This is a genomic window from Haloarchaeobius baliensis (genome assembly GCF_052060055.1).
Lineage (GTDB): Archaea > Halobacteriota > Halobacteria > Halobacteriales > Natrialbaceae > Haloarchaeobius > Haloarchaeobius baliensis.
The window spans coordinates 268524-290810 of record NZ_JBPPFR010000003.1; the positions used below are offsets into that span (position 1 = coordinate 268524).

The 22287-nt window shown below is 67.5% G+C and carries 24 protein-coding genes; 11 read left to right on the forward strand and 13 right to left on the reverse strand.

Annotated elements, in window-relative coordinates; genetic code table 11:
- Nucleotides 1-110 precede the first annotated feature (110 nt).
- A complete protein-coding gene (locus tag ACSG06_RS18050; protein ID WP_440991684.1) occupies nucleotides 111-1136 on the forward strand; it encodes a flippase-like domain-containing protein in 1026 nt (341 codons plus the stop codon).
- Between the two features lie 14 nt (nucleotides 1137-1150).
- Here ACSG06_RS18050 and ACSG06_RS18055 read toward each other — a convergent pair whose 3' ends face one another.
- The 5 genes from ACSG06_RS18055 to ACSG06_RS18075 form a co-directional block, all read right to left on the reverse strand.
- The gene (locus ACSG06_RS18055) at nucleotides 1151-2068 is read right to left on the reverse strand and encodes an alkaline phosphatase family protein (RefSeq protein WP_440991685.1); all 918 of its coding nucleotides are present in this window, start codon (nucleotides 2066-2068) and stop codon (nucleotides 1151-1153) included.
- A gap of 102 nt (nucleotides 2069-2170) precedes the next feature.
- Nucleotides 2171-3511: a hypothetical protein gene (locus ACSG06_RS18060; RefSeq protein WP_440991686.1), complete on the reverse strand. Its 1341-nt coding sequence runs from the start codon at nucleotides 3509-3511 to the stop codon at nucleotides 2171-2173.
- A 116-nt stretch (nucleotides 3512-3627) separates the two neighbouring features.
- Nucleotides 3628-4464 carry an ABC transporter permease subunit gene (locus ACSG06_RS18065; protein ID WP_440991687.1) on the reverse strand — a complete coding sequence of 279 codons (837 nt, stop codon included), beginning with the start codon at nucleotides 4462-4464 and terminating at the stop codon, nucleotides 3628-3630.
- Entirely contained in the window at nucleotides 4461-5399 is a 939-nt protein-coding gene (locus tag ACSG06_RS18070) for an ABC transporter ATP-binding protein (protein ID WP_440991688.1), read from the reverse strand. Before ACSG06_RS18070 ends, ACSG06_RS18065 begins: the two co-directional genes overlap by 4 nt.
- Nucleotides 5400-5466: 67 nt before the next feature.
- Nucleotides 5467-6327: a DUF7351 domain-containing protein gene (locus ACSG06_RS18075; RefSeq protein ID WP_440991689.1), complete on the reverse strand. Its 861-nt coding sequence runs from the start codon at nucleotides 6325-6327 to the stop codon at nucleotides 5467-5469.
- A gap of 103 nt (nucleotides 6328-6430) precedes the next feature.
- Between ACSG06_RS18075 and ACSG06_RS18080 the strand changes: the two genes are divergently transcribed.
- From ACSG06_RS18080 to ACSG06_RS18090, 3 genes are all read left to right on the forward strand, one after another.
- Nucleotides 6431-8287: a glycoside hydrolase family 99-like domain-containing protein gene (locus ACSG06_RS18080; protein WP_440991690.1), complete on the forward strand. Its 1857-nt coding sequence runs from the start codon at nucleotides 6431-6433 to the stop codon at nucleotides 8285-8287.
- A 140-nt stretch (nucleotides 8288-8427) separates the two neighbouring features.
- On the forward strand, nucleotides 8428-8661 hold the full coding sequence (locus ACSG06_RS18085) for a hypothetical protein (RefSeq protein ID WP_440991691.1): 234 nt from the start codon (nucleotides 8428-8430) through the stop codon (nucleotides 8659-8661).
- Between the two features lie 81 nt (nucleotides 8662-8742).
- Nucleotides 8743-10371: an MBL fold metallo-hydrolase gene (locus ACSG06_RS18090; protein ID WP_440991692.1), complete on the forward strand. Its 1629-nt coding sequence runs from the start codon at nucleotides 8743-8745 to the stop codon at nucleotides 10369-10371.
- Nucleotides 10372-10477: 106 nt separating this feature from the next.
- Here the strand turns inward: ACSG06_RS18090 and ACSG06_RS18095 are convergent, their stop codons facing one another.
- The 4 genes from ACSG06_RS18095 to ACSG06_RS18110 all read right to left on the reverse strand — a co-directional run bounded on the left by ACSG06_RS18095 (nucleotide 10478) and on the right by ACSG06_RS18110 (nucleotide 13572).
- A complete protein-coding gene (locus tag ACSG06_RS18095) occupies nucleotides 10478-11293 on the reverse strand; it encodes an ABC transporter permease (protein ID WP_440991693.1) in 816 nt (271 codons plus the stop codon).
- A complete protein-coding gene (locus tag ACSG06_RS18100) occupies nucleotides 11290-12111 on the reverse strand; it encodes an ABC transporter permease (protein WP_440991694.1) in 822 nt (273 codons plus the stop codon). Before ACSG06_RS18100 ends, ACSG06_RS18095 begins: the two co-directional genes overlap by 4 nt.
- The gene (locus tag ACSG06_RS18105; protein WP_440991695.1) at nucleotides 12108-13025 is read right to left on the reverse strand and encodes an ABC transporter ATP-binding protein; all 918 of its coding nucleotides are present in this window, start codon (nucleotides 13023-13025) and stop codon (nucleotides 12108-12110) included. Before ACSG06_RS18105 ends, ACSG06_RS18100 begins: the two co-directional genes overlap by 4 nt.
- A gap of 130 nt (nucleotides 13026-13155) precedes the next feature.
- A complete protein-coding gene (locus ACSG06_RS18110) occupies nucleotides 13156-13572 on the reverse strand; it encodes a hypothetical protein (protein WP_440991696.1) in 417 nt (138 codons plus the stop codon).
- Nucleotides 13573-13690: 118 nt separating this feature from the next.
- Here ACSG06_RS18110 and ACSG06_RS18115 point away from each other — a divergent pair, with 118 nt between their 5' ends.
- Both ACSG06_RS18115 and ACSG06_RS18120 read left to right on the forward strand, forming a co-directional pair.
- On the forward strand, nucleotides 13691-14173 hold the full coding sequence (locus ACSG06_RS18115) for a dihydrofolate reductase (protein ID WP_440991697.1): 483 nt from the start codon (nucleotides 13691-13693) through the stop codon (nucleotides 14171-14173).
- 106 nt (nucleotides 14174-14279) lie between these two features.
- On the forward strand, nucleotides 14280-15974 hold the full coding sequence (locus ACSG06_RS18120) for a hypothetical protein (protein WP_440991698.1): 1695 nt from the start codon (nucleotides 14280-14282) through the stop codon (nucleotides 15972-15974).
- Between the two features lie 15 nt (nucleotides 15975-15989).
- Here the strand turns inward: ACSG06_RS18120 and ACSG06_RS18125 are convergent, their stop codons facing one another.
- A complete protein-coding gene (locus ACSG06_RS18125; RefSeq protein ID WP_440991699.1) occupies nucleotides 15990-16589 on the reverse strand; it encodes a carboxymuconolactone decarboxylase family protein in 600 nt (199 codons plus the stop codon).
- A gap of 158 nt (nucleotides 16590-16747) precedes the next feature.
- On the opposite strand from ACSG06_RS18125, the gene ACSG06_RS18130 reads away from it, so the two are divergent.
- Together ACSG06_RS18130 and ddfA are read left to right on the forward strand one after the other, a co-directional pair.
- Nucleotides 16748-17398, forward strand: coding sequence for a helix-turn-helix domain-containing protein (locus ACSG06_RS18130; protein WP_440991700.1), 651 nt, complete (start codon nucleotides 16748-16750; stop codon nucleotides 17396-17398).
- A 76-nt stretch (nucleotides 17399-17474) separates the two neighbouring features.
- Entirely contained in the window at nucleotides 17475-17831 is a 357-nt protein-coding gene (gene ddfA / locus ACSG06_RS18135) for a DdfA family disk-determining factor (protein WP_440991701.1), read from the forward strand.
- 94 nt (nucleotides 17832-17925) lie between these two features.
- Here the strand turns inward: ddfA and ACSG06_RS18140 are convergent, their stop codons facing one another.
- From ACSG06_RS18140 to ACSG06_RS18150, 3 genes are all read right to left on the reverse strand, one after another.
- Nucleotides 17926-18273, reverse strand: a complete 348-nt coding sequence (locus ACSG06_RS18140; RefSeq protein ID WP_440991702.1) for a DUF7344 domain-containing protein — start codon at nucleotides 18271-18273, stop codon at nucleotides 17926-17928.
- Between the two features lie 193 nt (nucleotides 18274-18466).
- The gene (locus ACSG06_RS18145; RefSeq protein ID WP_440991703.1) at nucleotides 18467-18961 is read right to left on the reverse strand and encodes an Lrp/AsnC family transcriptional regulator; all 495 of its coding nucleotides are present in this window, start codon (nucleotides 18959-18961) and stop codon (nucleotides 18467-18469) included.
- A 62-nt stretch (nucleotides 18962-19023) separates the two neighbouring features.
- Nucleotides 19024-19677: a helix-turn-helix domain-containing protein gene (locus ACSG06_RS18150; protein ID WP_440991704.1), complete on the reverse strand. Its 654-nt coding sequence runs from the start codon at nucleotides 19675-19677 to the stop codon at nucleotides 19024-19026.
- 112 nt (nucleotides 19678-19789) lie between these two features.
- Here ACSG06_RS18150 and ACSG06_RS18155 point away from each other — a divergent pair, with 112 nt between their 5' ends.
- The 3 genes from ACSG06_RS18155 to ACSG06_RS18165 are packed head-to-tail and all read left to right on the forward strand — an operon-like array spanning nucleotide 19790 to nucleotide 22243.
- Nucleotides 19790-20017 (forward strand): hypothetical protein, encoded by a 228-nt coding sequence (locus ACSG06_RS18155; RefSeq protein WP_440991705.1) that lies wholly within the window; start codon nucleotides 19790-19792, stop codon nucleotides 20015-20017.
- Nucleotides 20018-20069: 52 nt separating this feature from the next.
- Nucleotides 20070-21371 (forward strand): MFS transporter, encoded by a 1302-nt coding sequence (locus ACSG06_RS18160; RefSeq protein ID WP_440991706.1) that lies wholly within the window; start codon nucleotides 20070-20072, stop codon nucleotides 21369-21371.
- Nucleotides 21368-22243: a polymer-forming cytoskeletal protein gene (locus ACSG06_RS18165; protein ID WP_440991707.1), complete on the forward strand. Its 876-nt coding sequence runs from the start codon at nucleotides 21368-21370 to the stop codon at nucleotides 22241-22243. Before ACSG06_RS18160 ends, ACSG06_RS18165 begins: the two co-directional genes overlap by 4 nt.
- Nucleotides 22244-22287: the final 44 nt, after the last annotated feature.

The following is a 22287-nucleotide window of genomic DNA, read 5'->3' on the forward strand; positions in this document are numbered from 1 at the left end:
GAAGGACCACTTAGCCGTTTCCCCGGGCGTCCCGCCGCGGTCGCTGCCACGGCCGGCCCCTGGCGTCCAGTTCCGGAGGCTTGAAGCCCCCATTGCGGCCAAGGTACGGTGTGAACGTTCGCAACGCCGCCGCGACGCTGGTCGGGTTCGCCATCGCGGGCGCCGTGTTGCTCGGGCTGGCGTACCTCGTGGGGACCGGCGAGATACTCGACGCCATCGGCAAGGCGAACCTGGGCCGTGTCGTGCTGGTCCCGCTCGCCATCTTCGCCTGGCTCTGTGTCTGGGGCGTCGCGCTACGGGTCATCCTCGCAGCGGTCGGCGTCGAGATCTCGGCTGTCGACGCGGTGCTGGTCCACGCCGGTGCGGCGTTCGCGAACCACATCTCCCCGTTCGGGCAGGCCGGCGGCGAACCCATCGCCGCGTGGCTGGTGACGGAGACGAGCGACGCGGAGTACGAGCGGGCGCTGGCGGCGATGACGAGCTTCGACACCATCAACGTCGTCCCGTCGCTGCTCTTTGCGCTGATCGGGCTCGGCTACTACGCGGTCCAGGCGGTCCTCGTCCAGCGCATCCAGTACCTCGCGGCCGGACTGGTCATCCTGGCGGTGACCCTGCCGGTGCTCGGCGGGCTCGCCTGGCGCAAGCGCGAGGCGCTGGAGCGGCGACTTGTCCGTGTCCTCGTCCCCCCACTTCGGTTCGCCGACCGGGTGCTCCCGAAGGTCTCGGTGCCCGGTCGCGCGGCTGTCGAGCGGATGGTCGGGGAGTTCTTCGTCGGTATCGAGCGCATCGCGACGGACCGGCGCCGGCTCGTCATCGCTGTCGTGCTCTCGGCGTCCGGCTGGGCGCTCCAGGCGGCCGGGCTCTGGTTCGCGTTCTGGGCGCTGGGCATCGTCATCCCACCGTACATCCCCCTGTTCGTCGTCACCCTCGGGGCGTTCGCCGGGGCGCTCCCCACGCCCGGCGGTCTCGGTGGGGTCGAGACCCTCCAGATAACGCTGCTGGTGGCCACGACGTCGGTCGTCGCACCGACCATCACCGCCGCCGTCGCCATCTCCCGTGTCGGCGGGTTCTTCTTCACGACCTCCGTCGGCGCGGCCGCTATCGGTATCCTGAAGCTCAGGGCGCGGGCGGTCTGACGGACCCGCTGCGGTCAGCGGTAGCCGAGCTGTTCGAGCCGACTCGCCACGTCGGCATCGACCGCTCCGTCACCGTCGACGAGGTCCCCCGCCTCGACCGGGTCGTACGTCCCCTCGTCCGTCGCCGTCGTGACCGACCACGGGACCGTTCGGAGCTCGGGCAGTGCGATGCCGGCGGCGTGACCGAAGATGCCATGCTCGCCCATGGCGTTCCCGTGGTCTGCGGTGATGACGACCCGGTCACCGTCGAGGTTCGAGAGCAGGAGCTCGACGTCCTCGAGGACGATCTCGAGGTTCGCGCGGTAGGCCGCCCAGACGTCATCGTAGCTGCGGTTGCCGAAGCGGAAGTCCTCCCAGACGGAGAGCGACTCCTCGCCGAAGTCGTCGAGTGCGATACCGTCGTCCCGGTCGTCGGCCAGCGACGGGAAGTGGGGCTGCATGTAGTGGACGACCAGCCGGTCTGCGTCCCGTGTCCGGGCGGCGTGCACCGCTGCCGCGGTCACCTGACGCGGGCGCGTCGTCCCCACGTCGTCGTCCCAGCCGTCGCGCCAGACCTCCTCGACGAAGGCGAAGTCGTCGTGGTCGACGTGCGACGCGCTGTAGGGGTTCGCCGTGACGTAGCCGACGTCCCCCAGCTCGTCGGCGCTCCGGGGACCGAACACGGTGCTGAGCCACTCCGTCGAGGTGCCGCCTGGGGAGATGCGGGACTCGCCGGTCGGAAGGCCGTGGTCGCCGGCCACCTCGTCCCAGAGGTCCGCCCGGCAGGCGTCCAGCACGACGAGCACGTCCCAGTCCGCGTCGAACATCTCGTCCGACTCGAGGGTCCGCGCGTACCGCAGGTACGACCGCGAGACGAGCTCTCTGACCGCACCGAACCCCGCTCCGCGGAGGTTCTTGACGCTCTCGTCCACGGTCGAGCGAAGCGAGTTCATACCCCGACGGAGGGCGGTCCCGCGCATAGTAACTTCGGAACCGACCGAGCCCCCGCGTCGCAGCCGGCGCCGACGAGCCGCTGGTCCCGAGACGGACGACGCTCAGGGACCCTCGACGACCGTCTCGAAGAGGTCGGGGTACTCCTGCAGCTTCAGCCGCCCGATCAGCGCGTAGCAGTACGCCTGGACGCGCTCGTGCCCGAGGCTCCAGTCACCGTCCCCGCTCCCGTCGACCTCCGCCACCTGCAGGTCCTCGATGGCCCGCGACGCCTGCCGCGTGAGCAGCGGCGGTGGGTCCTCCCCGATGACCGACTGGTAGACCGAGCGGGCGCGGCGCTTCGCCGTGATGAGGTGCCCAGAGTCGAACCCGGTCTGACCCTGCTCCAGTACGAGTTCGTCGACTGCCCGCTCGTACGCTCGTGCCTTCGCGACGCCGGTCGAGAAGGCGACCGCCGTCGTGACCCGGAGCTCCCGGTCGACGTCGACCGTCCACGGTGAGGGGACACCCGAGGGGATGCACCACCTGGCGAGCCGTCGGTGGGCGAAGGCGTACAGGTCGTCCTGTTCACTGTCGCCGAGCCCCTGTCGGGCGAGCGCCGCCTCCCGCGTCGGTGTGTCCGCGAGCGACGTCCTGAACGCTTCTGTGGCCGCCTGCAACCGCTCGGAGTACGGCGCCGCGTCGTCGCCGAGCCGGCGCTCCAGATGTCGCTGGAACCGTTCCGCGCTCTCGATGTGCACCTCGGACTGGAGGAGGTTCGCCGTCAGCTCGCCGACCGACCGCGCGTCGACGCCGGCCGTCGCGGGTCCGTCCTCGTCGTCCACGCCGTTCGTCGCGTCCGCGAAGCCGCGCAGGTCCGCGAGCTGCTCCGCCAGGATGGCCTCCTGCTCAATCTCGAGGTACCAGGCGAGGTCCGTCGCGGGGTCCGAGACCCGATACGGTTCGAGGGCCTCGGCGACACGTGCGGCCCGCTCCTGAAGTTCGGTGCCGCGTGTCGCCAGCGCCTGGAGGTCGCCTCGGCCGGTCTCCCAGCGCGCCCGTCCGAGGTCCTCACCGGCGAACTGGAGGCCGTAGGTGGCCTGCCAGAGCGCCTCGTGGTGGTCGCCGTTGCGCAGCGCGGACTCGGCGTCGTCCAGCCAGCCACCGTCGCCGACGAACCGTCGCTCGGAGTCGAACTCGCTCCACAGCGATTCGGCACGGCTCGTCGTCTCGGTCAGCAGGTCGACGGCGAACGCGGCGTGCTCCTCCGTCACCGTGGGTCGCCAGTGGCTGGTGACCTCGGGCGGTGTCGGGTACTGTCGCGATGCGTAGTCGGTGACCTGGTCGGGCAGGGCCGTCGGGTCGCGCATGCCGAGCCCGACGGTCACGCCTGTCCCGAGCATGCCGAGGCCGGCGAGACCGCCGATGAGCCGTCGTCTCGTGAGGGAGGGGAGATCGGGGACCATCTCGTGTCCGGCCACTACTGCCCCCGGGCACTTAGTTTCCGACACCACGGTTCTCGTTCAGAAGTGGGAACGGGCCGGCGTCCCTGGACGGAGGACCGGTCAGTCGGAGGGTCCGGTCAGTCGAGGTCCGCGCGCTCGAACAGCATCGTCCCGATGACCAGCGGACCGACCGTCCACGCGAGCAGGACCACCGCGAACGCCCAGGGTTCGACGTAGAACGGCACCGAGCCCCGCACCGCCGTCGTCGCCGTGGGGTATGCCGGGTCGACCGCGTTGATGGCCGACATGACGAGTGCGCTGTACGCCCCGGAGGGACTGAACCCCTGCAGGAACACGAACCACGCCGGCACCGAACCGCCCGGTGGACTCCCGACCGTCGCGAGGTACGCCCCCTGCGGGACGAGGTCCCAGAGGACGGCGAGCCCCAGATAGAGGGCGATGCCGACGGTCATGGCCCGGGACCGCGTCGCGACGGCGGCCGAGACACCCACCGCGATTCCGACGAAGGAGACACCGAGCACGGCGGTCAGCACGACGACCGCGAGGAACGCAGTCACCGGCACCGTCCCGTACACCGCGACGGCGACGACGCCCGCGAGGACGAATCCGACGAGGAGTCCGACGACGACGACCGCGCTTCGGCCGAGGAACTTGCCAAGGACGACCGTGGTGCGACCCGGTTCGAGTCCGAGGAGGATGCGGAGGCTCCCAGACTCCCGCTCTCCCGCGATGGCGAGATACGCCGCGACGAGGGCCACGATCGGGACCAGCATCGAGGCGAACTCGCTGGCCCCGCCGAGTGCCGCGAGGACGCCGGTGTCCATCGCGGGCACCAGCAACGGGAGCAGGAAGCTGAGGCTCACGATGGCGGTGACGAACGCGACGACACCCCAGAGGAGACGCGACCGCATCGCGTCCTCGAACTCCTTGCGCGCGATGACGGCCACGTTCATCGCTGCACCTCCATCGGCGGCGTCTCCGGCCCTCGATGGGTGTAGGCCGAGAACAGGTCCTCCAGGGAGGACTTCCGGGTGTCGAAGTCCAGGATCCGTGTCCCGCCCGCTCTGAGCTGGTCGAGGACGGCGAGCTTGGCCGCTGGTTCGGTGCACGTCACCTGAATCTCGTCACCCTCGACGTGAACCCCGGAGACACCGGCCAGCGAATCGAGGTCTGGACGGACGGGTGGTTCGTCGACGGTGACCGTGATGGTGGTCCCGGTCCCGAGCGACTCCCGCAGCCCGTCGACCGTATCGACCGCCACCAGCCGGCCATCGTCGAGGATGCCGACCCGGTCACAGACCGCCTCCACCTGGCTCAGGATGTGTGACGAGAAGAACACCGTGCCGCCGTCGGCAGCGTGCTGCAGCGTCAGCTCACGGATGTCACGTATCCCGTCGGGGTCCAGCCCGCTCGAGGGCTCGTCGAGGATGAGGAGGTCCGGGTCTCCGACGAGCGCGATTCCGAGTGCCAGCCGTTGGCTCATCCCCTTCGAGTAGGTACCCGCGGGACGGCTGCCGGCGCGCTCGTCGAGGCCGACCCGGTGCAGCAGGTCGTCGGGGTCGTCGTCGCTCCCTTTGAGACGGATGGCGTACTGGAGATGCTCGCGGCCACTCAGCCGGTCGTACAGGCTGTAGCCGTCCGGCAGGATGCCGACCCGGTCGTGAATCTCGTCGGCCTCAGCCTGGGCATCGAACCCCAGGACTGACGCGGAGCCCGCGGTGGGTCTGACGTAGTCCAGCAGCATGTCGATGGTCGTGGACTTCCCGGAGCCGTTCGGGCCGAGGAAGCCGAACACCTCGCCCTCCTCGACCGTGAGGGAGAGCTCGTCGACCGCGTAGACGTCGTCCCCGAAGCGCTTCGTGAGCCCGTCTGTACTGATAGCTGTCACGGTGACCGGTAGCGCTGCCCCGGGGATAAATATTGTTGAGAATTTTATATATTATCGGGGATACTACTCAAAGATCCTTGAGCAACGTCACCGAGAGGTCGGTGTCGACGGACGCCACCAGTCTCTCACCCTCGTGGACGACCGTGACCGTGAGCGGTAGCGGCTCCGAGCCGTCCGGTTCGACCTCCCACGTCTCGACGAGCGGGAGCAGCCGCCAGAACGGGAGGCTCGTCACGTCGACGTCGTGCGACCAGAAGAACGAGACGACGCCCGGGTGGTACAGCAACCGGGCCTCGACCGGGGCGAACAGACAGATACCACACTGCGAACAGTCGGCCCGGCAGCTGTAGCCCGCCGGCTCGTCGGTGCGCTCGACCGAGACGGCCATGAGCCCCCCGCAGGTCGGGCAGGTCCCCTCCAGCGCGACCGCGAGGTCGTTCCGTGCACGCCGGTCGCAGGCGGCGAGGACCTCCTCGCTCGTCCGGTCCTCCGTCGCGGGTGGCGGCAGGTCGTAGGTGACCACGATCGCGTCGCAGTCGGCACAGGCGACGGTCAGCAGCCGCTCGCGGTAGGATACCGAGAGCGTCGTGCACGCACAGCGAGGACACGCACCCTCGACCGTGATCGGCTCGAAGGTGGGCTCCTGCTCGTACGTCCCCGACCGGACCGCCCTCACGACCCGGTCGCCGGCCTGGGTGAGCGCGTAGGTGTCGTCCGACTTCCTGACGAACCGGCCGTCCAGCTGGTTCAGGTGGTACGAGAGCTGGGAGGTGCTATCGATTGCGAGTTCGTCGTACAGCTCCGTGAAGGACAGCCCGTCACGCTCGGCCTCCGCCGCCGCTGCCAGTCTCCGGAGGATGGTGAGCCGCAACTCGTTCCCGAGCGCGGCGAACGCGACACCTGGGTCCGCATCGGACTGACGCCCCATGTACGTCACCAGGGAGACGAACTGACCGGGTAAGGGTTTCGCCATCGTCGACGCCGCCGGTGTGGCCCCCAGACTTTTGACAGGGCGAATACAGGATTGGTCCATGTCCGATAGACGGCGCCGTGACCTGCTCCGGTCGGCTGGGCTGTTGGGGGTCGCGACGCTCGCAGGTTGTCAGGGAAGCGGTGGGGACCAGCCAGCGGAGAGCGAATCCACCGGGACACCGACCGAGGGGGCCACAACCCCGACCAGTACGCAGGTGACCACCGACCCTGGCGCCGAGGTCACCGTCTCCCTCGATACTGCCAGTGAACTGGGAACGGATGCGAGCCAGCTGACGGTGACCGGGACGGTCGAGACCAGCAACGCGATCCGGACGGTCACGGTGACGACAGCGGGCCAGCAGACGAGACTCGACGCCGGTGAGGGGGACCGGTTCGAGTTCGAGACCACCTTCGCCGTCGAGGGTGGCCAGCGATACGACGCCACCGTCACGGTGGTCGACGGTTCGGGGGCAGCGGCGTCGACCAGCGTCCGGACCGGACACGTCCCGGTCCACGTCGACCCGGCCGAGACCGACCGACTGGTCGGGACGCACTACTACCCCTGGTACGGGACGCCCGGACACGAGAACTGGACGGACCGGATCGTCTCCGAACCTGTCCTGGGGGAGTACGCGGGGAGCGACCCGGCCGTGGTCGACCAGCACCTCAAGTGGTGCCTCGAACACGGCATCCGCTGGCTCTCGCTGAGCTGGTGGGGACCGGGCACCGGGACAGACGACGTCATCCAGCGGACCCTGCTCCCTCGCGAGCGATTCGCGGACGTGGAGTTCTCGATCCTGTACGAGACCAAGGGGCGACTCGAGGGGCAGGACTACGACCTCGACGACTCCATCGGTCGCGGCATCCTCGTCGACGACTTCCGGTACCTCGCCGACGAGTACTTCCACAGGGAGAACTACCTCCACCTCGACGACAGACCCGTCGTCTTCGTCTACCTCGCCGACAGCCTCCGCGGGGACATCGCCGCGGCCTTCGATGCGGTGGAAGCCGAGATCGGGGTCCGGCCCTACATCCTCGCCGATGTGGCGTTCGGCGGCGCACCGGGAACGTCTCCCATCTCCGACGTCGCAGACGGCTACACCGCGTACAACGCCTACAGCGCACGCCAGGACATCGAGTCGGTGTTCCACGACCACTACGAGCATGGGAACGAGGTACTGGAGCTCGGGGCGAGGGCGCTCGACGCAGACCACGTCCCCATCGTCATGCCCGGGTACGACGACACCGGACTGCCCGCCTCGATCCGCGAGGACAATCCCGTCCTCTCGTCCTCTCCGGAGCGGTACGAGCGTGTCCTCGAGCAGGTGTCCCCACATCTCGCCGAGGCCCCGGCGGTGCTCCTCACCTCGTTCAACGAGTGGTACGAGGACACCCAGGTCGAGCCCGACGAGGAGTTCGGAACCGCGTATCTGGAGATCACTCGCGACCAGCTCGCGACCGGCACGTCGAGCGGTTTCGACCCGACCGGCTCGACGTTCAGGCTCTCGTTCAACACGACGGTGGTCCCCGCTTCGATCAATCCGGACAGCGACGACGAGCGCGAGCTCGCCTTCATGGCGTACGAGCTGTCGTTCCAGTCCGGCGACGAGACGGTCCTCACCTACGACATCGGGAGCCAGCGGTCGGAGCCGCTCTTCCTCCGTGGGGTGTTCGGCGCCTCCGAGGACAGCGACGGGTCCTGGCGATGGTTCGGGGGGTCAGACGCCGAGACGGTGGTGTTCGCCGATACCGATCTCTCCGGCGTCGACTCGGCGGTGCTATCGGGCATGCCGATGGCCTCCGAGCAGATCGAGGCCGACGTGTACTTCGGTGGCGAGCGCACGGACCACGTTGTGTTCGACGGGTCCGGTCGGACCGAGTACGAACTCTCCCTCGAGACGCCGAACGACCGCTGAAAGAGACCGCGGAATCGTCCAGACGACTGTACGGTGAGGTCGCCGCGAAAGGACCAGCAGCCGGGGCGCGCAGACCGACGGCCCGGCGTCACTCCGTACGGTCTACGCCGACATCCTGGTGGCGGTGGTGCGAGAACAGGATGACCGTGACCCGCGCGACGCTCTGCCGTGACCCGACCGCCGACGAGGCGTCGGTGCAGGGCGGGGCCTTCCTCTCCTCGGTGATCGACCGTGCCAGAGACCGGCTGCTCGGCGCCGTCGAGGACCCAGCGGAACGGGACCGGCTGGCCGCGCTGTTCGACGCCGTCCTCGACGGGGGCCACGCCATCGGTGAGCGGTCGTCGGCACGTACCGAACGTGTGATGCGTAGATGATTGTCGAATCTAATTTCCAATATATTAACACAGTTTTGGATAGAATTTTGAGTCTGGAGGCCTAATCGACGGACGAACCGAATGGAAGTCAGTTTTCAGCACGCGAACCCTCACTCCGGTGCCGAGTCCGTCCTGCTTCGGTTCCGTGGGGACGTGACCGACCAGACGGCGTGCATCCTCGTCGACGCCGGCACGGGCGTCGACGTCGACTCGCTCCTGGGCACGGACGAGTACCTGACGGCAGTGCTGCTCACACACGCACACCTCGACCACTACGCGACGCTCGGCGAGAACCTCCGTGACGGCGCCCCCGTCTACGCCTCGGAGCCGACCGCGGCCATCCTCGACGACGTCCTCTCCGAGGCGTCATCCAACTACGACATCTCCGACGTCGACCGCGTCCGCGACGCCCTGGAACCCGTCGACGACTGGACGACCGTCATGGGCGAGATCGGCATCAGACCGGTCCCGGCAGGGCACGCACCCGGGGCCGCCGGGTTCCTGCTCCGCTTCGAGGACGCTGGCGATCGCGAGACGGTGCTCGCGACGGGCGACTGGACCCGACGGGAGGTCGCCGGCTTCCCGGGGCTCCCCCTGTCGCCGTCGCCGTCGGCGCTCCTGTTGACCGGCGCGACGGACGACCGGTTCGAGGACACGCTGACCGACGCCATCGAGTCGATACTGGCCAGGACACGGGCCGGGTCCTCGGTCCTCGTCACGGCGAGCGGTCTCGCCGGCGTCCACGTCGCCACACTCCTCTCAGCTCTCGAGGACGAGCTGGACGTCCCGGCCGTCACGCTCGTCGGGCACGCAGCCAAGCTCTACGAGACGCTGGGCTACGACCACGAGACGGTCACCACGGTCCCGACGTACAGCGAACCGACTGGACTCGTCGAACCGGGCACCGTGACCATCGCTGGCCCTGAGGTGCCGGTCGAGGGCAGCTCGAAACGGCTGTTCGACCTGGTGGCGGACGACCCCGGGGCGACGCTCGTCCAGCTCACGAGCGGTGGGGTCTCGCCGGTCGAGTCAGCCGGCTGCACGGTCGAACAGTACCGGTATAGCAACCACCCGACGGAGGAGACCGTCGACGAACTCGTCGAGACCATGGCCCCCAGACAGGTCGTCGTCACCCACCAGTCGGGGGCGGGGCTGTCCCGGTACAAGGACCGCTACGACAGCTTCGTCTGGGCGACGACCGACCACGACGAGTACACGCTCTACCGGGACGGCACGTGGGTGGCCCCGCCGTGGGTCAACGACCACGTCGCCCGGCGACTCCGGAGCCGTCAGTACACGAACGGCGGCCTGGATGGGCTCACAGGGGAGACGGACTCCCTCCCCTCGGTGAGTCCAGGGGAGGTGACATCGTCGGCCGAGGGGCTCGCCGTCGGAGGACTCGTCGACCGCTTCCAGCCAAGCGATCCGACGCCCCCCGCAGAGCACGGGGAGGATGCCGACGGGGCGGACGAATCCGGTGGGTCCACCGTCGAACCGGTCCCGAACGCGACGCTGACCGAGATCAGGTCACAGCTCGACCGACTCGAACGGGAACTCGTCGACGACGACGTGCGAGAGGAGTGTCTCCGGGCACGGGTCGTCGATGCGGGCGACGGTGACGTCCTCCTCCGGCTGCTCGACGCGAGCGAGACCCAGACGCTCGACCACGGCGAGGTGGTAACCGTCACCGTCGAGCCGGGGTCGCAGTGACGACGTCGGCTCCCCGTCAGACCGGCTGAGTGACACGCCCGGTGCAGCAGTGTGAAGCGCGCCCGCCGAGTGCGACGGTACGGCCCCGGTCGGGCCGGCGCGGTGGCTACAGGTCGCCGCTCCGGAACCGCCGGTAGCCGACGACGAGGGGGACGACCGCCCAGAGCACGAGCAGCAGAACTCCCATCCACCAGTCGACGTAGAACGGGGTCCCGGCACCGAGGTAGAGACCCGCCCCACCGCCGTCGAAGCCGAACTCGAGCACCCGATAGTACGACTGTCCGGGCTCGAGCAGGCGGTAGAGGTACGCCCAGTCGGGGAACTCGCTGGGTGGGACGGGCTGCCGGTGGAGCACCAGCAACGTCATCCCGTGGAGGAGTCCCCAGAAGTTCACCAGCAGCAGGTAGCCGCCGAGGGCCCCGAACGTGATCCAGCGGTCCACGGCCGTCGACATCGACAGTCCGACGGAGAAGCCGACGAACGCGAGGCCGAGCAGTACCGTCGCGAAAAGGAACCACGGGTACCACAGGAGGCCCTCGGTGCCGTAGAGCACCGCGGCCACGCCGCCGGCGACGACCATGGCGGCGAGCGTCGGGACGAGCAGCACGACGGAGCGTCCGACGAAGGTGCCCACGGCGAGGTCCTTGCGGTCGTGGGGCATCGACAGCGTCAGCTTCAGGCTCCCGCTGTTGCGCTCGTGGACGACCGACTTGTAGCCGAGCATGATGGCGAGCAGCGGGACGACGAGCGCCAGCACGCCGGCGTAGCCGTTCACGAAGGCGGTGAACGTCTCCTCGCCGACGTACTGGTGCAGGACCGCATAGCCGACCGAGAGCACCAGCAGGATGGCGACGAGCAGCCAGATGGCCTTCGAGCGCCCCGCGTCGTTGACGTCCTTGTACGCGATGTCCTGCCAGCTCATGAGAGGTCCACCCCCGAGAAACGGAGGTAGCTGAGCCCGAGCGGGACGACGAGCCAGCAGAGGAAGATGGGGATGGCGACCCACTCGCTGAGGTACCACGCCCCGTCGATGCTCGCACTCGGGTCGAACAGCCCCGTCGTGATCCGGGTGAACAGTCGCCCCGGCTCCAGTCCGACGACGAACTGGAGGGGATCGGGGAGCTCGTCACCGATGAGGTCGCTCGCCCGGAGCGCCAGCGCCAGCGCGCCGACGACGGTGTCCCAGACGATGACGAGCAGGAAGAACACGGTGACCGCGAGGACGAGCGCCCGCCGTTTCGTCGAGACGAGCAGGGAGGACGCGAGACCGATGCCGGTCCAGATCGCACCGTACAACACGGTCAGGACCACGAAGCCGAGGAACGGCAGCAGGTCGAGCGTTCCGTACGGGTAGACGACGAGGAAGCCGGCGATGGCCATCGTGCCGACGATGGTCGCCCCCAGCAGCCCCGTCCGAGAGGCGTACTTCCCGAGGACGACGTCCTCGCGGCTGATCGGGAGCGAGAGCGACAGCAGGAGCGACCCCGACTCCCGCTCGCCGACGACCGCGCTGTAGCCCAGCAACACGCCGACCAGCGGGACCAGCGTGGTGAGCCAGCCGGTCGCGTAGGTGGTGAACGTGCCGGTCGTCACGGCTGCCCGCTCCCCCGGCGGGAACGTGATCGGGTAGATGTAGCCCGCGAGCAGGATGGCCAGGGCGACGAGCGTCAGCAGCACCCGTGTCGAGCGCTGGTCCGCGGTGTCCTGCCAGTCCTCCTCGGCGACGAGTCGCCAGCTCATCGCCCTCTGGAGCCCGTGTACTCGATGAACATGTCCTCGAGCGAGGCCTCCTCGGTCTTGAAGTTCATCACCTCGATGCCGGCCTCGTGGAGGGCGACGACGATGTCCATCTTCGCGTCGTTCGTACACGTCACCTCGATGGTGGAGTCACCCTGCGAGACGACGGTCTCGACGCCGTCGATGGTCTCGATCTCCGCGAGCGTGCTGTCGCGGAGCTCGTCGAGCGTGAGCACGAGCTTCGTCCCGCCGCCCATCGAGCTGCGGAGCCCCTCGATAGTGTCGACGGCGACGAGCTCGCCCCGCTGGAGGATGCCGACCCGGTCGCAGACGGCCTCGACCTGTTCGAGGATGTGGGAGGAGAAGAAGATCGTCGCCCCGCGTTCGTTCTCCTCGCGGAGTATCTGGCGCATCTCCGCCGCGCCGTTCGGATCGAGACCGGTGCTCGGCTCGTCGAGCAACAGGAGGTCGGGCTCGCCGACGAGTGCCATCCCGAGGACGAGTCGCTGGGCCATCCCCTTCGAGTAGCCACTCGCCTTCCGGTCGGCGGCGTCGCGGATCCCTACCCGGTCGAGGATGTCGAGCGGGTTCGTGTCGTAGGCGTCCTTCGAGCGGATGGCGTACTCGATGTGCTGGCGGCCGGTCAGGCGCTCGATGACCGAGTAGCCCTCCGGCAGCACCCCGATCCGCTCGCGGGCCTCGACACCGTTCCGCTGGCAGTCGGTCCCGAAGATCTCGACGTGGCCGTCGCTCGGCTTCGCGAAGTCGAGCAGGACGTTGATGAACGTCGACTTCCCGGCGCCGTTCGGGCCGAGGAAGCCGAACGTCTCGCCCTCCTCGACCGTGAGGTCTACCCTGTCGAGGGCTGTGGTCGACCCGTAGTGTTTCGACACGTTCGTCGCATCGATAGCATTCATACACCGACCATCTGACGGCAACCTTATAATCCACCCCCTCTCGTTTCAGGGGCTGAAAACCTGCGAGACGGTAGCATACCTCTCGAATCCCGGAGGGGCCGCAGTCTGTCGTGCCGGCTCGGTGCGACTCCTACTGGTCGGAGCCGCCGATGCTGCCCTGCGGTGGCTTCTCCGCGCTCCGTGCAGAGGTCAGGAGGATTCCGCCGAGCAGCACGCCGAGCGAGACCCCCGCCACCGCGCCGACGGCCGCGGCGTTCGCGACCACCGCGTCGAGCGACCAGCCGACCAGCAGGCCGAGCGCGGTGCCGACGAGCAGACCGACGAGCACCGCGACGCCGATCACGCGGCTCGCCCAGTCGTCGGCCCCGCTGTAGGTGCCAGCGAACTGACCGACGATCGCGCCGGTGAGCAGGCCCCCGGAGACGCCGTAGCCGGCCAGCAACGCGAGGTCCGCCGAGTGGCCCGTGACGACGGCAGCCGTGCCGCCGATACCCGCGCCGAGCGGGATGCCGATACCTGCGCCGTAGTTCCGTAGCGTCGAGGACATGGTTTCTGATAGGTCAGCTGGCAGCTTATAACCAGAGCCCGTCTCTCTCTTCCCGAGAACCAGCCGACTCGTCCACCGGGAACGATGGGGCTTACACCGTGGAACCGGAACTAGCGGTATGGACGTCATCGCCGTCGCGGCTGTCAGCGAGAACGGTGTCATCGGGGACGGACCGACGCTCCCCTGGAGTCTGCCCGAAGAGGTGCAGCGCTACCGGGAGCGCGTCGCCGACGATCTGGTGGTCATCGGCCGCCGGACCTTCGAGATGTTCGACGACCCGCCGGGCGCGGCGCAGCTCGTCCTGAGCCGCAGCGACCGGGCGTACGACGACCCGGACGTGACCCACGCCGGGAGCGTCGCGGATGCGGTCGCCATCGCCCGGGAGCGAGGCGCATCGGTCCTCTACGTCCTCGGTGGCAGCGCCATCTACGAGGCGTTCCTCCCACACTACGACCGGATGCTCCTCAGTCGCATCGAGGGCGAGTACGACGGCGACGCATACTTCCCCGAGTTCGACCGCGACGAGTGGGACCTGGTCTCCGAGACGCAGTTCGACGGCTACGTGCTCGAGGAGTGGGTGCCCACGTTCGAACGGGAGTGAGACGAGTCGACTCTGGGCCCCCACCGACGACTGTTGGACGCCAGCACCGCTGTGAGAAGGCCGTACCGGCAAGTAGTTTTATCAATTTCTACTGATAACTCGAGCTATGACAGAGCGAGGTCGATCCTCGATCGGTGGCGCGTTCCGGACCACAATCGGACTCTTACTCGTTGTGTGTCTCGTCGCATCGACAGCGACTGCATCGACGGTCGCCGTGGATACCGGAGCGTCGTCCAGTTCTCCCGTCGACACAGGTACCGCATTGGACCGTCCAGACGGTGACAACACCACGATGTGGGCCCCGGAAGGCACCGTTCTCGAAGACGTCGACCGATTCGCGATGACCAACGCCGATGGCGATGGTGTACTCCGCATCGCGTTCACGCGAGGCGAGGAGATACACCTTGCCAGTGTCACGACGCATGGCGAGGTCGTCGGCACTTCACGGGTCACGACTGCTGTGAACGAAGTCACCAAGATCGATGTTGTGGCGTCTGAAGATGGGCGGAGCCACATCATCTACCGCACCCAGCCAGACGCTGGCACCCACGCCGTCCGCCACATCGCCGTGACGTCCGAGGGAAGTCTGGATTTCGAACAGACGGTTCGCACCGACAGTGAGCGTATCAACTTCGAGGATACCACCATCGGTCCCAACGGTCGGGTGTTCGTCATCTCGGACGATTTCGACACCACCGGAATCGATTTCTGGGCGCTGAATACCGCCGAACCCGGTCTCAATGGGTTCCTTGAAACTGGGACGGGCGCCGACGTTCATAATCCCTCACTGACAGTCCACGAGGAGACGCTCTACATCGGATTTTCCGAGGATCACAGTCGAACCGCCCATCATCTCCAGGTTGCGAGGTACGACCTGAGCGGGGCGACCGTACAACGGAGCGGGCAAGACGATTTGATCGACAACGATCACCGCATCGTCGACAGTCGTATTCAGGACTTGGCGGTCCATCCGGACGGTCTACTCCTCGTCACCTACAGCGACAACGACAGGACGTCCCTCAGTGCCTTCGATCCGAACAGCGGTGCTATGGTCACCGGCCTGGACGGTTTCGATGGCTTCGTACGAACCGACTGGACTGTCGACTACTCTGGACGGTCGTTCGCCTTCGTGGACTCTCAGCACGTTGTCTTCGACGAGCAGTTGGACGACCGGAGAGCAGTGCCATTCTCCGGGGACAGCGTCGCCAGAAACGGCCACGGCTTCCCGAGCCTCCTGACGAAGACGGACGATGGCGACCTCCGCTACCGGCCGATGGTCGTCCAGGCGCTGCCCGAGACCGAGAACCCCATCGCCCAGTACGGCTCCATCGATGACGCACTGGCCCAGCGCGTCGAGGAACTCCAGACGGCGGCCAGTCGCCCCATCAACATCTCCGTCGTCGTTCGTCCCGCCGGGGGTGGAGAGTCGTTCCAGACCGGTGAACGGGCCGCGGTCACCGTCAACGCTGGTGATGCCTCGATTGCTGATATCGACGTGCTGTTCGACGGTGCGGTCTACTCGCTCGACACCGATGGGAGTACCACTATCCCACTGTCGGAGCCTGGGAGCCAAGAACTCGAGGTCCGATACGGCGACGCGTCGGAGACGGTCACCTTGACGGTGGAGCAGGCAGGTGGAGGCCAGGAGACGGCCACCACCGGAATCGGAAATTCCAGTGAAGCGACTGATGAGTCAGCGTCGGGTGACGGCGGCGCGCCAGGATTCGGCCTCCTCGGGTCGCTGCTCGGAATCAGTCTCTGCCTCTGGGCTGCTCGTCGTCGTGTCGATGGTCGACAGTAGCTTGAACCGCCGGGTTCAGCCCTCGTTTACGTGCTTCCCGCCGTCCCAGTGGTGGTCGGCGAGGACGCGTTCACCCATCTCTCGCGGGACGTCCTCGAGCGCCGTCGCCATGGTATCGTTCCAGCGGTTGAGGAAGCCGTAGAGGCTGATGGCGGCGAGCAGTTCGACTATCTCGTCGTCGGACCAGTGCTCCTTCATCGCGGTCATGATCTCCTCGTCGACCTCGTTCGGGACCTTCCCGGCCGCGAGTGCGAAGTCGAGTCCCACCCGCTCCTTCTCCGTGTAGAGCTCGCTCGTCCGGTACTCCCAGAGGTCGTCTATCTTCTCCTGACTGACCCCGTGTATCTCGGCCGCGATGAGCGAATGCGCCTCGCAGTACTGGCAGCCGGCGGCCCGACTCGAGAAGTGAGCGGCCATCCGCTTGAACCCGGGGTCGACCTCGTCGCACTCGTTCATGACGGCCTCGGTGAGGTCGTGGAACCCCCGGACGACCGGTGGTTTCCGTTGCATTGTCAGGAGACTGTTCGGGACGAACCCGAGGATCTCCTCGAAGAGCGCGAAGTCCTCTTCGAGTTCCGGGTTCTCGTCCATCGGCAGTGGTTCGAGATGTGGCATCAGTGACCACATCACACTACCGTCGTCCGTGGTTTAGTCCTGTCCATCGCCTCACAGGTGGGGTCCCTCCGTGGCTCCCGATATGCGCCAGGACCCGAGTTTCTGGTCGGTATCCGGCCAGAGCCACTCCTATCTGGGATGCACTCGTACCCTGTCTCATGGCGACGATCGCCGAGTTCGTCATCCCCGCCACCGAGTTCCCCCTCGGGAGAATCGCCGAGGAGCTCCCAGACGTGACCGTCGAACTCGAACGGATCATCCCGACGAGGGACGCCATCGTCCCCTACCTGTGGGTTCGTGGCTGTGATGGGCCGCTGGAGTCCGATACCCTGGCGCGACTCACCGCTCAGACGGACCTGAAGGACGTCGAGGTCGTCGACAGGGTCGAGGGCGCGTACCTCCTCCGTGCCGAGTGGAGATCACGATACGAAGGTGTATTGCGGGCGATCACGGACACCGACGTCGTGCTCCTCTCCGGCGTCGGGAACGCCGAGCAGTGGACGTTCGAACTCCGGGGGACCGACCACGAGTCCATCGCGGCCTTCCAGCAGTGCTGCCGCGAACTCGACATCCACGCCACGCTCGTCTCGCTGCAACGTCTCTCGGAGCTCCAGACCGGTCAGGACCACGACCTGACGCCGGCACAGCAGGAGGCACTGGTTCTCGCCTACGAGCAGGGCTACTACGAGTCGCCCCGACAGGTCACGCTGGCGGAGCTGGCCGAGACACTCGGTATCACGGGGCAGTCGCTCGGCTCTCGACTCCGCCGTGGGACACATCGTCTCATCGAGAACACGTTGATCGAGTGACCGGTACTGCCGGGTGAAGAACACCGTTCATATGAAGAAGGAACATTCACTCGGTGTCACCGAATCATCGCAGTGTATGAGCGCCGACGACTTCGACAGCCGCCCTCAACCCCCAGTCGAGCCAGACCTGCCGAACCTGCTGTACGAGCCAGAGACGGAGTCGTTCCGGTACTCGGGCGAGGACGATCGCTGGTCGATGAGCGAGGCCGTCGTCTCCTCGGTCTCCGTCGCCACAGAACGTGACCCACTCGACCTGCCACCACTCTACTCGGCGATCGACCCCGACGCGCTCGACGCCCTCCTCTCACCCGTCGGGCACCAGATACCCAGCCGGTCCATCACGGTCTCGTTCGAGTACGCGGGCTGCTGGATCGTCATCCAGGACCAGTCGAGGATACGTGTACGGCCATCGTCGGAGACGACGGGGCTCTGAGCGAGGCCCGGCCGCCGCTCTCCTGGAACTCTGTGCGAGACGGTCTGCCGGCGACCGATACGTCCACGGCCGCTCAACCGGTGGCACTGCTCGATCAGGGCTGCCCGTCGGCGCTCTCCCCGCCGGCGCCCACCTCCGCCCGTACCCGACGGACTGTATCGAGCTGGCGGGACTCCGCCAGCGAGATCTTCCCGGGGTTCGGACTGTACGTGATGAGCCCTGCCTCCGACAGCTTCGGCAGGTGGACGTGATGCAGCTGCAGTTCGACGTCCTCGACGGTCCTGCCGGTCTCCCCACCGGTCCACTCGACGATTCCTCTCGCGAGCTCTTCCCGCTCGACGCCACCCGCCTGCTGCGAGAGGTAGTCCAGCGCGTACCGTCGGTAGGGGTGTGCGAGGAGTGTATGAATCTCTGATAGTTCCTCCGCCTCTATCCGTCCCATATCGTTTTAGACGCACCTGAGATGCATAAGGCTCATTATCAGCGGAGAACAATTACTTGCAATATTCAAGACACGAACGACCGCTGCTTGGAGACTCCAACTGCTCACCTACGTGGTCGTTCACCGTCGCCTACCGAGCTGCGAGAGCAGCGGCTCGCCGCTTTTCGTCCCCCCGGTCGGTTCCCTCCAGCCACTACGACCCCTCGTCCTCGTCGTCGGCATCGTTCGACAGGTGGAAGTGGTCCCACGGCTGGAACCGTTCCGTCGAGACGATCTCGCTGCTGTTGATCCGTAGTCCGAGCGTGTCCAGTTCCTCGGTTATCCGTTCCGTCTCGTCCGTCGACCCCGCGACCGCCATGACGTGCAGGTTCCCCTCGCCCGACATGAGCTCGCGGACGTTCACGACACCGTCGATCTCGAGGGCCCGTTCCGCGACCGCCGACCGGTCTGACATGGGGACCGAACCGATGAACAGGACCGAGAGGGGATACCCCGCGCTCTCGTAGTCGATCTCGGGATGGTAGCCCCGAATGACGCCCAGATCTTCGAGTGCCTCGATACGGTTGTGAATCGTCGTACTCGACACTCCGGTGTCGGATGCGATATCCGTATCCGTCATCCCTCTCGCGTCGAGCTGGAGCAGGTGGAGGATGCGCCTGTCGAGATTATCGAGCACCCGGTCTCCCATACACCTGAGTACGCGCGGATCGACATTCAATCGGTCGGTGCGCACGTCGTCTCTCCGCCGGTTCAGTCACCGAACAGGGCCGCGAGGACCGCCGACTCCGCCCGCTGGAGGTGCTCACCAGCGGTGGACGGCGAGCAGTCGAGTGCTGCCGCCACGTCGGCGGTCGTCGCCTCCCGCGGGACCGCGTAGTATCCGAGCGCGAGTGCGGTCTCGACGGCCTCGCGCTGGCGGTCCGAGAGCGCCCCTCTGGCATCGGCCGGCGCGACTCGCTCGCCGCCGACGCGGCGGACCTCCACGTCCACCGCATCGGGCACGCCGTCCACGGCGGCCTGCACGTCCGCCTCCGTCCCGACGATGGTGAAGGTGCTGCTCCCGTCCTCGCCCCACTCCACCGGTGGAACGGTCAGCAGCCCGTCCCGGGTGAAGTTCTCCCAGAGCGCCCGTGCCTCGGCCGGTGCGTGCCCCTTCAGGAACAGATAGCACTCGCGGTCGCTCACCGGCAACAGCTCGTGGTCGAGCATCTGGTCGTCGGCCTCGAGCTCGGGCACGAGTCGCTCGTAGTCGCCACGGAGCCGGAGCAGGAACGCAGCGGGCGGCTCCCTGATGTTCCAGTTCACCGTCTGCACGCGCCGCAGGTACGGAGCCCGGGTGAGTCGCTCGTACAGCGTCGGGTTCTCGAGTGACTGCGGGTGGATGGTCACTCGGACTCGCTTCATGTTCGAACGTCCTCGGACGCCGCGGAAAAACTGTCGGTGGGTGGCCGCCACTTGAATGGACCCCTGCCATCCGGCAGAATCGACTCCAGTGACTCGGACCCACCATCCAGGTATGCGCATCGATGCATCCCCCCTGGAAGCCGCGCTGACGAGTGACTGGACGATCGTGGCCGGACTCCTCCTGTCCATCCTGCTCGTCCCGGCGTCTGTCTACTACCTGCTCGTGGTCAGGACCGCCGTCGCACCAGGCTGGCCATCGGTCGGACTCGCCGGTGGCATCGCGATGGCCCCGGGACTCGTGATGGGAGCACTCGCGCTCCGGGTCGCGGCGCAGGGCTGAGCGCACCGCCCTTTATTGTCGTTCGCGGCGACAGGTCAGTCCGAGAATCGCCATGCAGCTCACCACCTACCTGCGACGACGACGGTGGACGCCTGTGCTCGGGTACGTACTGTTCGTCGCCCTCATGGTCGCCGGCTACTACTACAACATCACCTTCGTCCAGCTCGGCCTCATCGACCTGGGGACGAGGCTCGTCGGGATGTCCGAGACGGCCGTCTCGGCCTGGATGGCCGGGCTCGCGCTCTGTACCCTCGTCGTCGCCGTCGCCACCGGCGTCACGATGGACCGTCGCGGCTGGAGCACCGACCTCCGGACCAAGCTCCGCCTGCTGCTCGGCGTCGTGGTCGTGCAGTTCTGTCTCACACTCGTCGCACCGTTCGTCCGAACCGTCCCGAGCTTCGGCGCGTGGATCGTCGTCGCCTCTGTCGGTCTCGGGGTCGGGTTCCCGGTCTCGTTCTCGCTCGCGGTCGACCTGGTCCCGGTTCCCGACCGGGGCTACGTCGCGGCACTCATCACCGCGGTCGCGTACTTCCTCGCGAACGCCATCCCGCTCACGTGGTCGGTCGAGACGTTCAGCCGGCTCATGGTGGCCGCGATGCTGCCCGGCATCCTCGTCCTCGGCATCCTCGTCTCCCGTCGGAGCGAGCGACTCGAGACCGTGCTCTCGACCCTCGAGGGCCAACGCGAGGCGTTCGGCCCCGGTCGGTTCTGCCGGCCCGAGCCGGTCGCCGCCCGGAGCCTCGCCTTCGCTGTGCCGACGGTGCTCATGTTCGGCGTGTTCTTCGTCGACAGCCTGGGCTTCCTCCGCATCATCGACACACCGGCACTGCTGTTGAGCTCCTGGCAGTCGCCCCAGCTCTCGACACGCCTGCTCATCGCCGTCGCGCACGTCGTCGGCGCCGTCATGGCCGGTGTCATCTACGCGAACTACCCCCTGAACCGGGTGTTCCTCTGGACCTTCGCGCTGTTCGCGCTGACCCACGTCCTCTACACCTGGGACCTCCGGCTCGCGGCCGCACTCCCGACCATCGCGGGCGGGGCCGCCTCACCGCTGAACCCGGCGTTCTACGCGGTCGCTGTCAGCTTCTACACCACCCTCAACTTCGCGCTCTGGCCCGACCTCTCGACGACCGAGACCATCGGCACCCACTCCGCCATCGGCATCGGTGTCGCGGGCTGGCTCGCCACCTTCCTCAGCACCGCGCTCGCCCTCTACTTCCAGGCGTCCGAGCTCACCCTGCTCTCGCACCTCAACGTCGTGCAGGCGCTCTCGCTGCTGATGGTGTTCGGGCTGCTGGCCGGGCTCTATGCCCGACGGATGGTCCTCCTCGCTCGGACGGGTGATGTCGCGTGAACCCGACCGAGCTGGTCCCGCTGCTGGTCGTCGTCGTGCTGCTCGTCTCCGCCAGCGGGGCGGACCCGGACCGGATGACGGTCACGCTCCAGGGCGACCAGACGCTCGACGAGATCGACGGCGTCCACGTCGTCGCCGGCGGGACGACCACCGTCCCGGCGAACGCATCCGTCGATGGGGACCTGTACGTCATCGGCGGGACCGCACGTCTCGACGGGACACTCAGTGGCGACGTGACGGTGCTCGCGGGGAACGTGACGGTGACCGAGCGCGCGACGCTCGCCGGCACGCTTCGGACCATCGGCGGGCGGGTGACCGTCGCGGACGGGGCGACCATCGGCGTGTTCGACCGGTTCGAGCCTCCGGCACCGGGCGGGTCCCCGACCCGGCGCGTCGGGACCTTCCTGCTCCAGTTCCTCGTCCTGGGCGCCGCAGGCTGGTGGCTCGCCCGTCGACAGCCGACGCTGCTGTCGAACGTCGGTCACGCCGTGACGGAGCACCCGCTGGTGTGCGGCGTCGTGGGCTCGCTCGGAGCGCTCTCCCTCCTCGTGCTGTTCGTCTATATGGCCTTCACGCTCATCCTCCTCCCGGTCAGTCTGGTGGGTCTCCTCGGCCAACTCGCGGTCGTACTGTACGCACAGGTCGTCTTCGGATACCTCGTCGGCAGCAGACTCCCGGTGGCGCGGACGGACCGTGCCACCTTCCTCGGGGTCGGCGTCGTGCTGTTCGCCTTCGAGGTGCTCGGTGCGTTCCCCCTCGTCGGTGCGCTCGTCCAGCTCGCCGCCATCGGCGTCGGCTTCGGCGCGGTTCTCAACACGTACTTCGGGCTCCAACGGTTCGAACCGGTTTCACTCCCCGGTGTTGACGAGTGATGGGTCGCGGCAGGCACTCCGCCATCGGCGTCTCGCATCGGGGT

What these genes read in the sequence shown, in the direction of transcription:
- ACSG06_RS18055 (WP_440991685.1), bottom strand. Translation starts at nt 2,068, where the DNA reads ATGAACTCGCTTCGCTCGACCGTGGACGAGAGCGTCAAGAACCTCCGC.
- ACSG06_RS18060 (WP_440991686.1), bottom strand. Translation starts at nt 3,511, where the DNA reads ATGGTCCCCGATCTCCCCTCCCTCACGAGACGACGGCTCATCGGCGGT.
- ACSG06_RS18065 (WP_440991687.1), bottom strand. Translation starts at nt 4,464, where the DNA reads ATGAACGTGGCCGTCATCGCGCGCAAGGAGTTCGAGGACGCGATGCGG.
- ACSG06_RS18075 (WP_440991689.1), bottom strand. Translation starts at nt 6,327, where the DNA reads ATGGGGCGTCAGTCCGATGCGGACCCAGGTGTCGCGTTCGCCGCGCTC.
- ACSG06_RS18080 (WP_440991690.1), top strand. Translation starts at nt 6,431, where the DNA reads ATGTCCGATAGACGGCGCCGTGACCTGCTCCGGTCGGCTGGGCTGTTG.
- ACSG06_RS18085 (WP_440991691.1), top strand. Translation starts at nt 8,428, where the DNA reads ATGACCGTGACCCGCGCGACGCTCTGCCGTGACCCGACCGCCGACGAG.
- ACSG06_RS18090 (WP_440991692.1), top strand. Translation starts at nt 8,743, where the DNA reads ATGGAAGTCAGTTTTCAGCACGCGAACCCTCACTCCGGTGCCGAGTCC.
- ACSG06_RS18095 (WP_440991693.1), bottom strand. Translation starts at nt 11,293, where the DNA reads ATGAGCTGGCAGGACATCGCGTACAAGGACGTCAACGACGCGGGGCGC.
- ACSG06_RS18100 (WP_440991694.1), bottom strand. Translation starts at nt 12,111, where the DNA reads ATGAGCTGGCGACTCGTCGCCGAGGAGGACTGGCAGGACACCGCGGAC.
- ACSG06_RS18105 (WP_440991695.1), bottom strand. Translation starts at nt 13,025, where the DNA reads ATGAATGCTATCGATGCGACGAACGTGTCGAAACACTACGGGTCGACC.
- ACSG06_RS18110 (WP_440991696.1), bottom strand. Translation starts at nt 13,572, where the DNA reads ATGTCCTCGACGCTACGGAACTACGGCGCAGGTATCGGCATCCCGCTC.
- ACSG06_RS18115 (WP_440991697.1), top strand. Translation starts at nt 13,691, where the DNA reads ATGGACGTCATCGCCGTCGCGGCTGTCAGCGAGAACGGTGTCATCGGG.
- ACSG06_RS18120 (WP_440991698.1), top strand. Translation starts at nt 14,280, where the DNA reads ATGACAGAGCGAGGTCGATCCTCGATCGGTGGCGCGTTCCGGACCACA.
- ACSG06_RS18125 (WP_440991699.1), bottom strand. Translation starts at nt 16,589, where the DNA reads ATGCCACATCTCGAACCACTGCCGATGGACGAGAACCCGGAACTCGAA.
- ACSG06_RS18130 (WP_440991700.1), top strand. Translation starts at nt 16,748, where the DNA reads ATGGCGACGATCGCCGAGTTCGTCATCCCCGCCACCGAGTTCCCCCTC.
- ddfA (WP_440991701.1), top strand. Translation starts at nt 17,475, where the DNA reads ATGAGCGCCGACGACTTCGACAGCCGCCCTCAACCCCCAGTCGAGCCA.
- ACSG06_RS18140 (WP_440991702.1), bottom strand. Translation starts at nt 18,273, where the DNA reads ATGGGACGGATAGAGGCGGAGGAACTATCAGAGATTCATACACTCCTC.
- ACSG06_RS18145 (WP_440991703.1), bottom strand. Translation starts at nt 18,961, where the DNA reads ATGGGAGACCGGGTGCTCGATAATCTCGACAGGCGCATCCTCCACCTG.
- ACSG06_RS18150 (WP_440991704.1), bottom strand. Translation starts at nt 19,677, where the DNA reads ATGAAGCGAGTCCGAGTGACCATCCACCCGCAGTCACTCGAGAACCCG.
- ACSG06_RS18155 (WP_440991705.1), top strand. Translation starts at nt 19,790, where the DNA reads ATGCGCATCGATGCATCCCCCCTGGAAGCCGCGCTGACGAGTGACTGG.
- ACSG06_RS18160 (WP_440991706.1), top strand. Translation starts at nt 20,070, where the DNA reads ATGCAGCTCACCACCTACCTGCGACGACGACGGTGGACGCCTGTGCTC.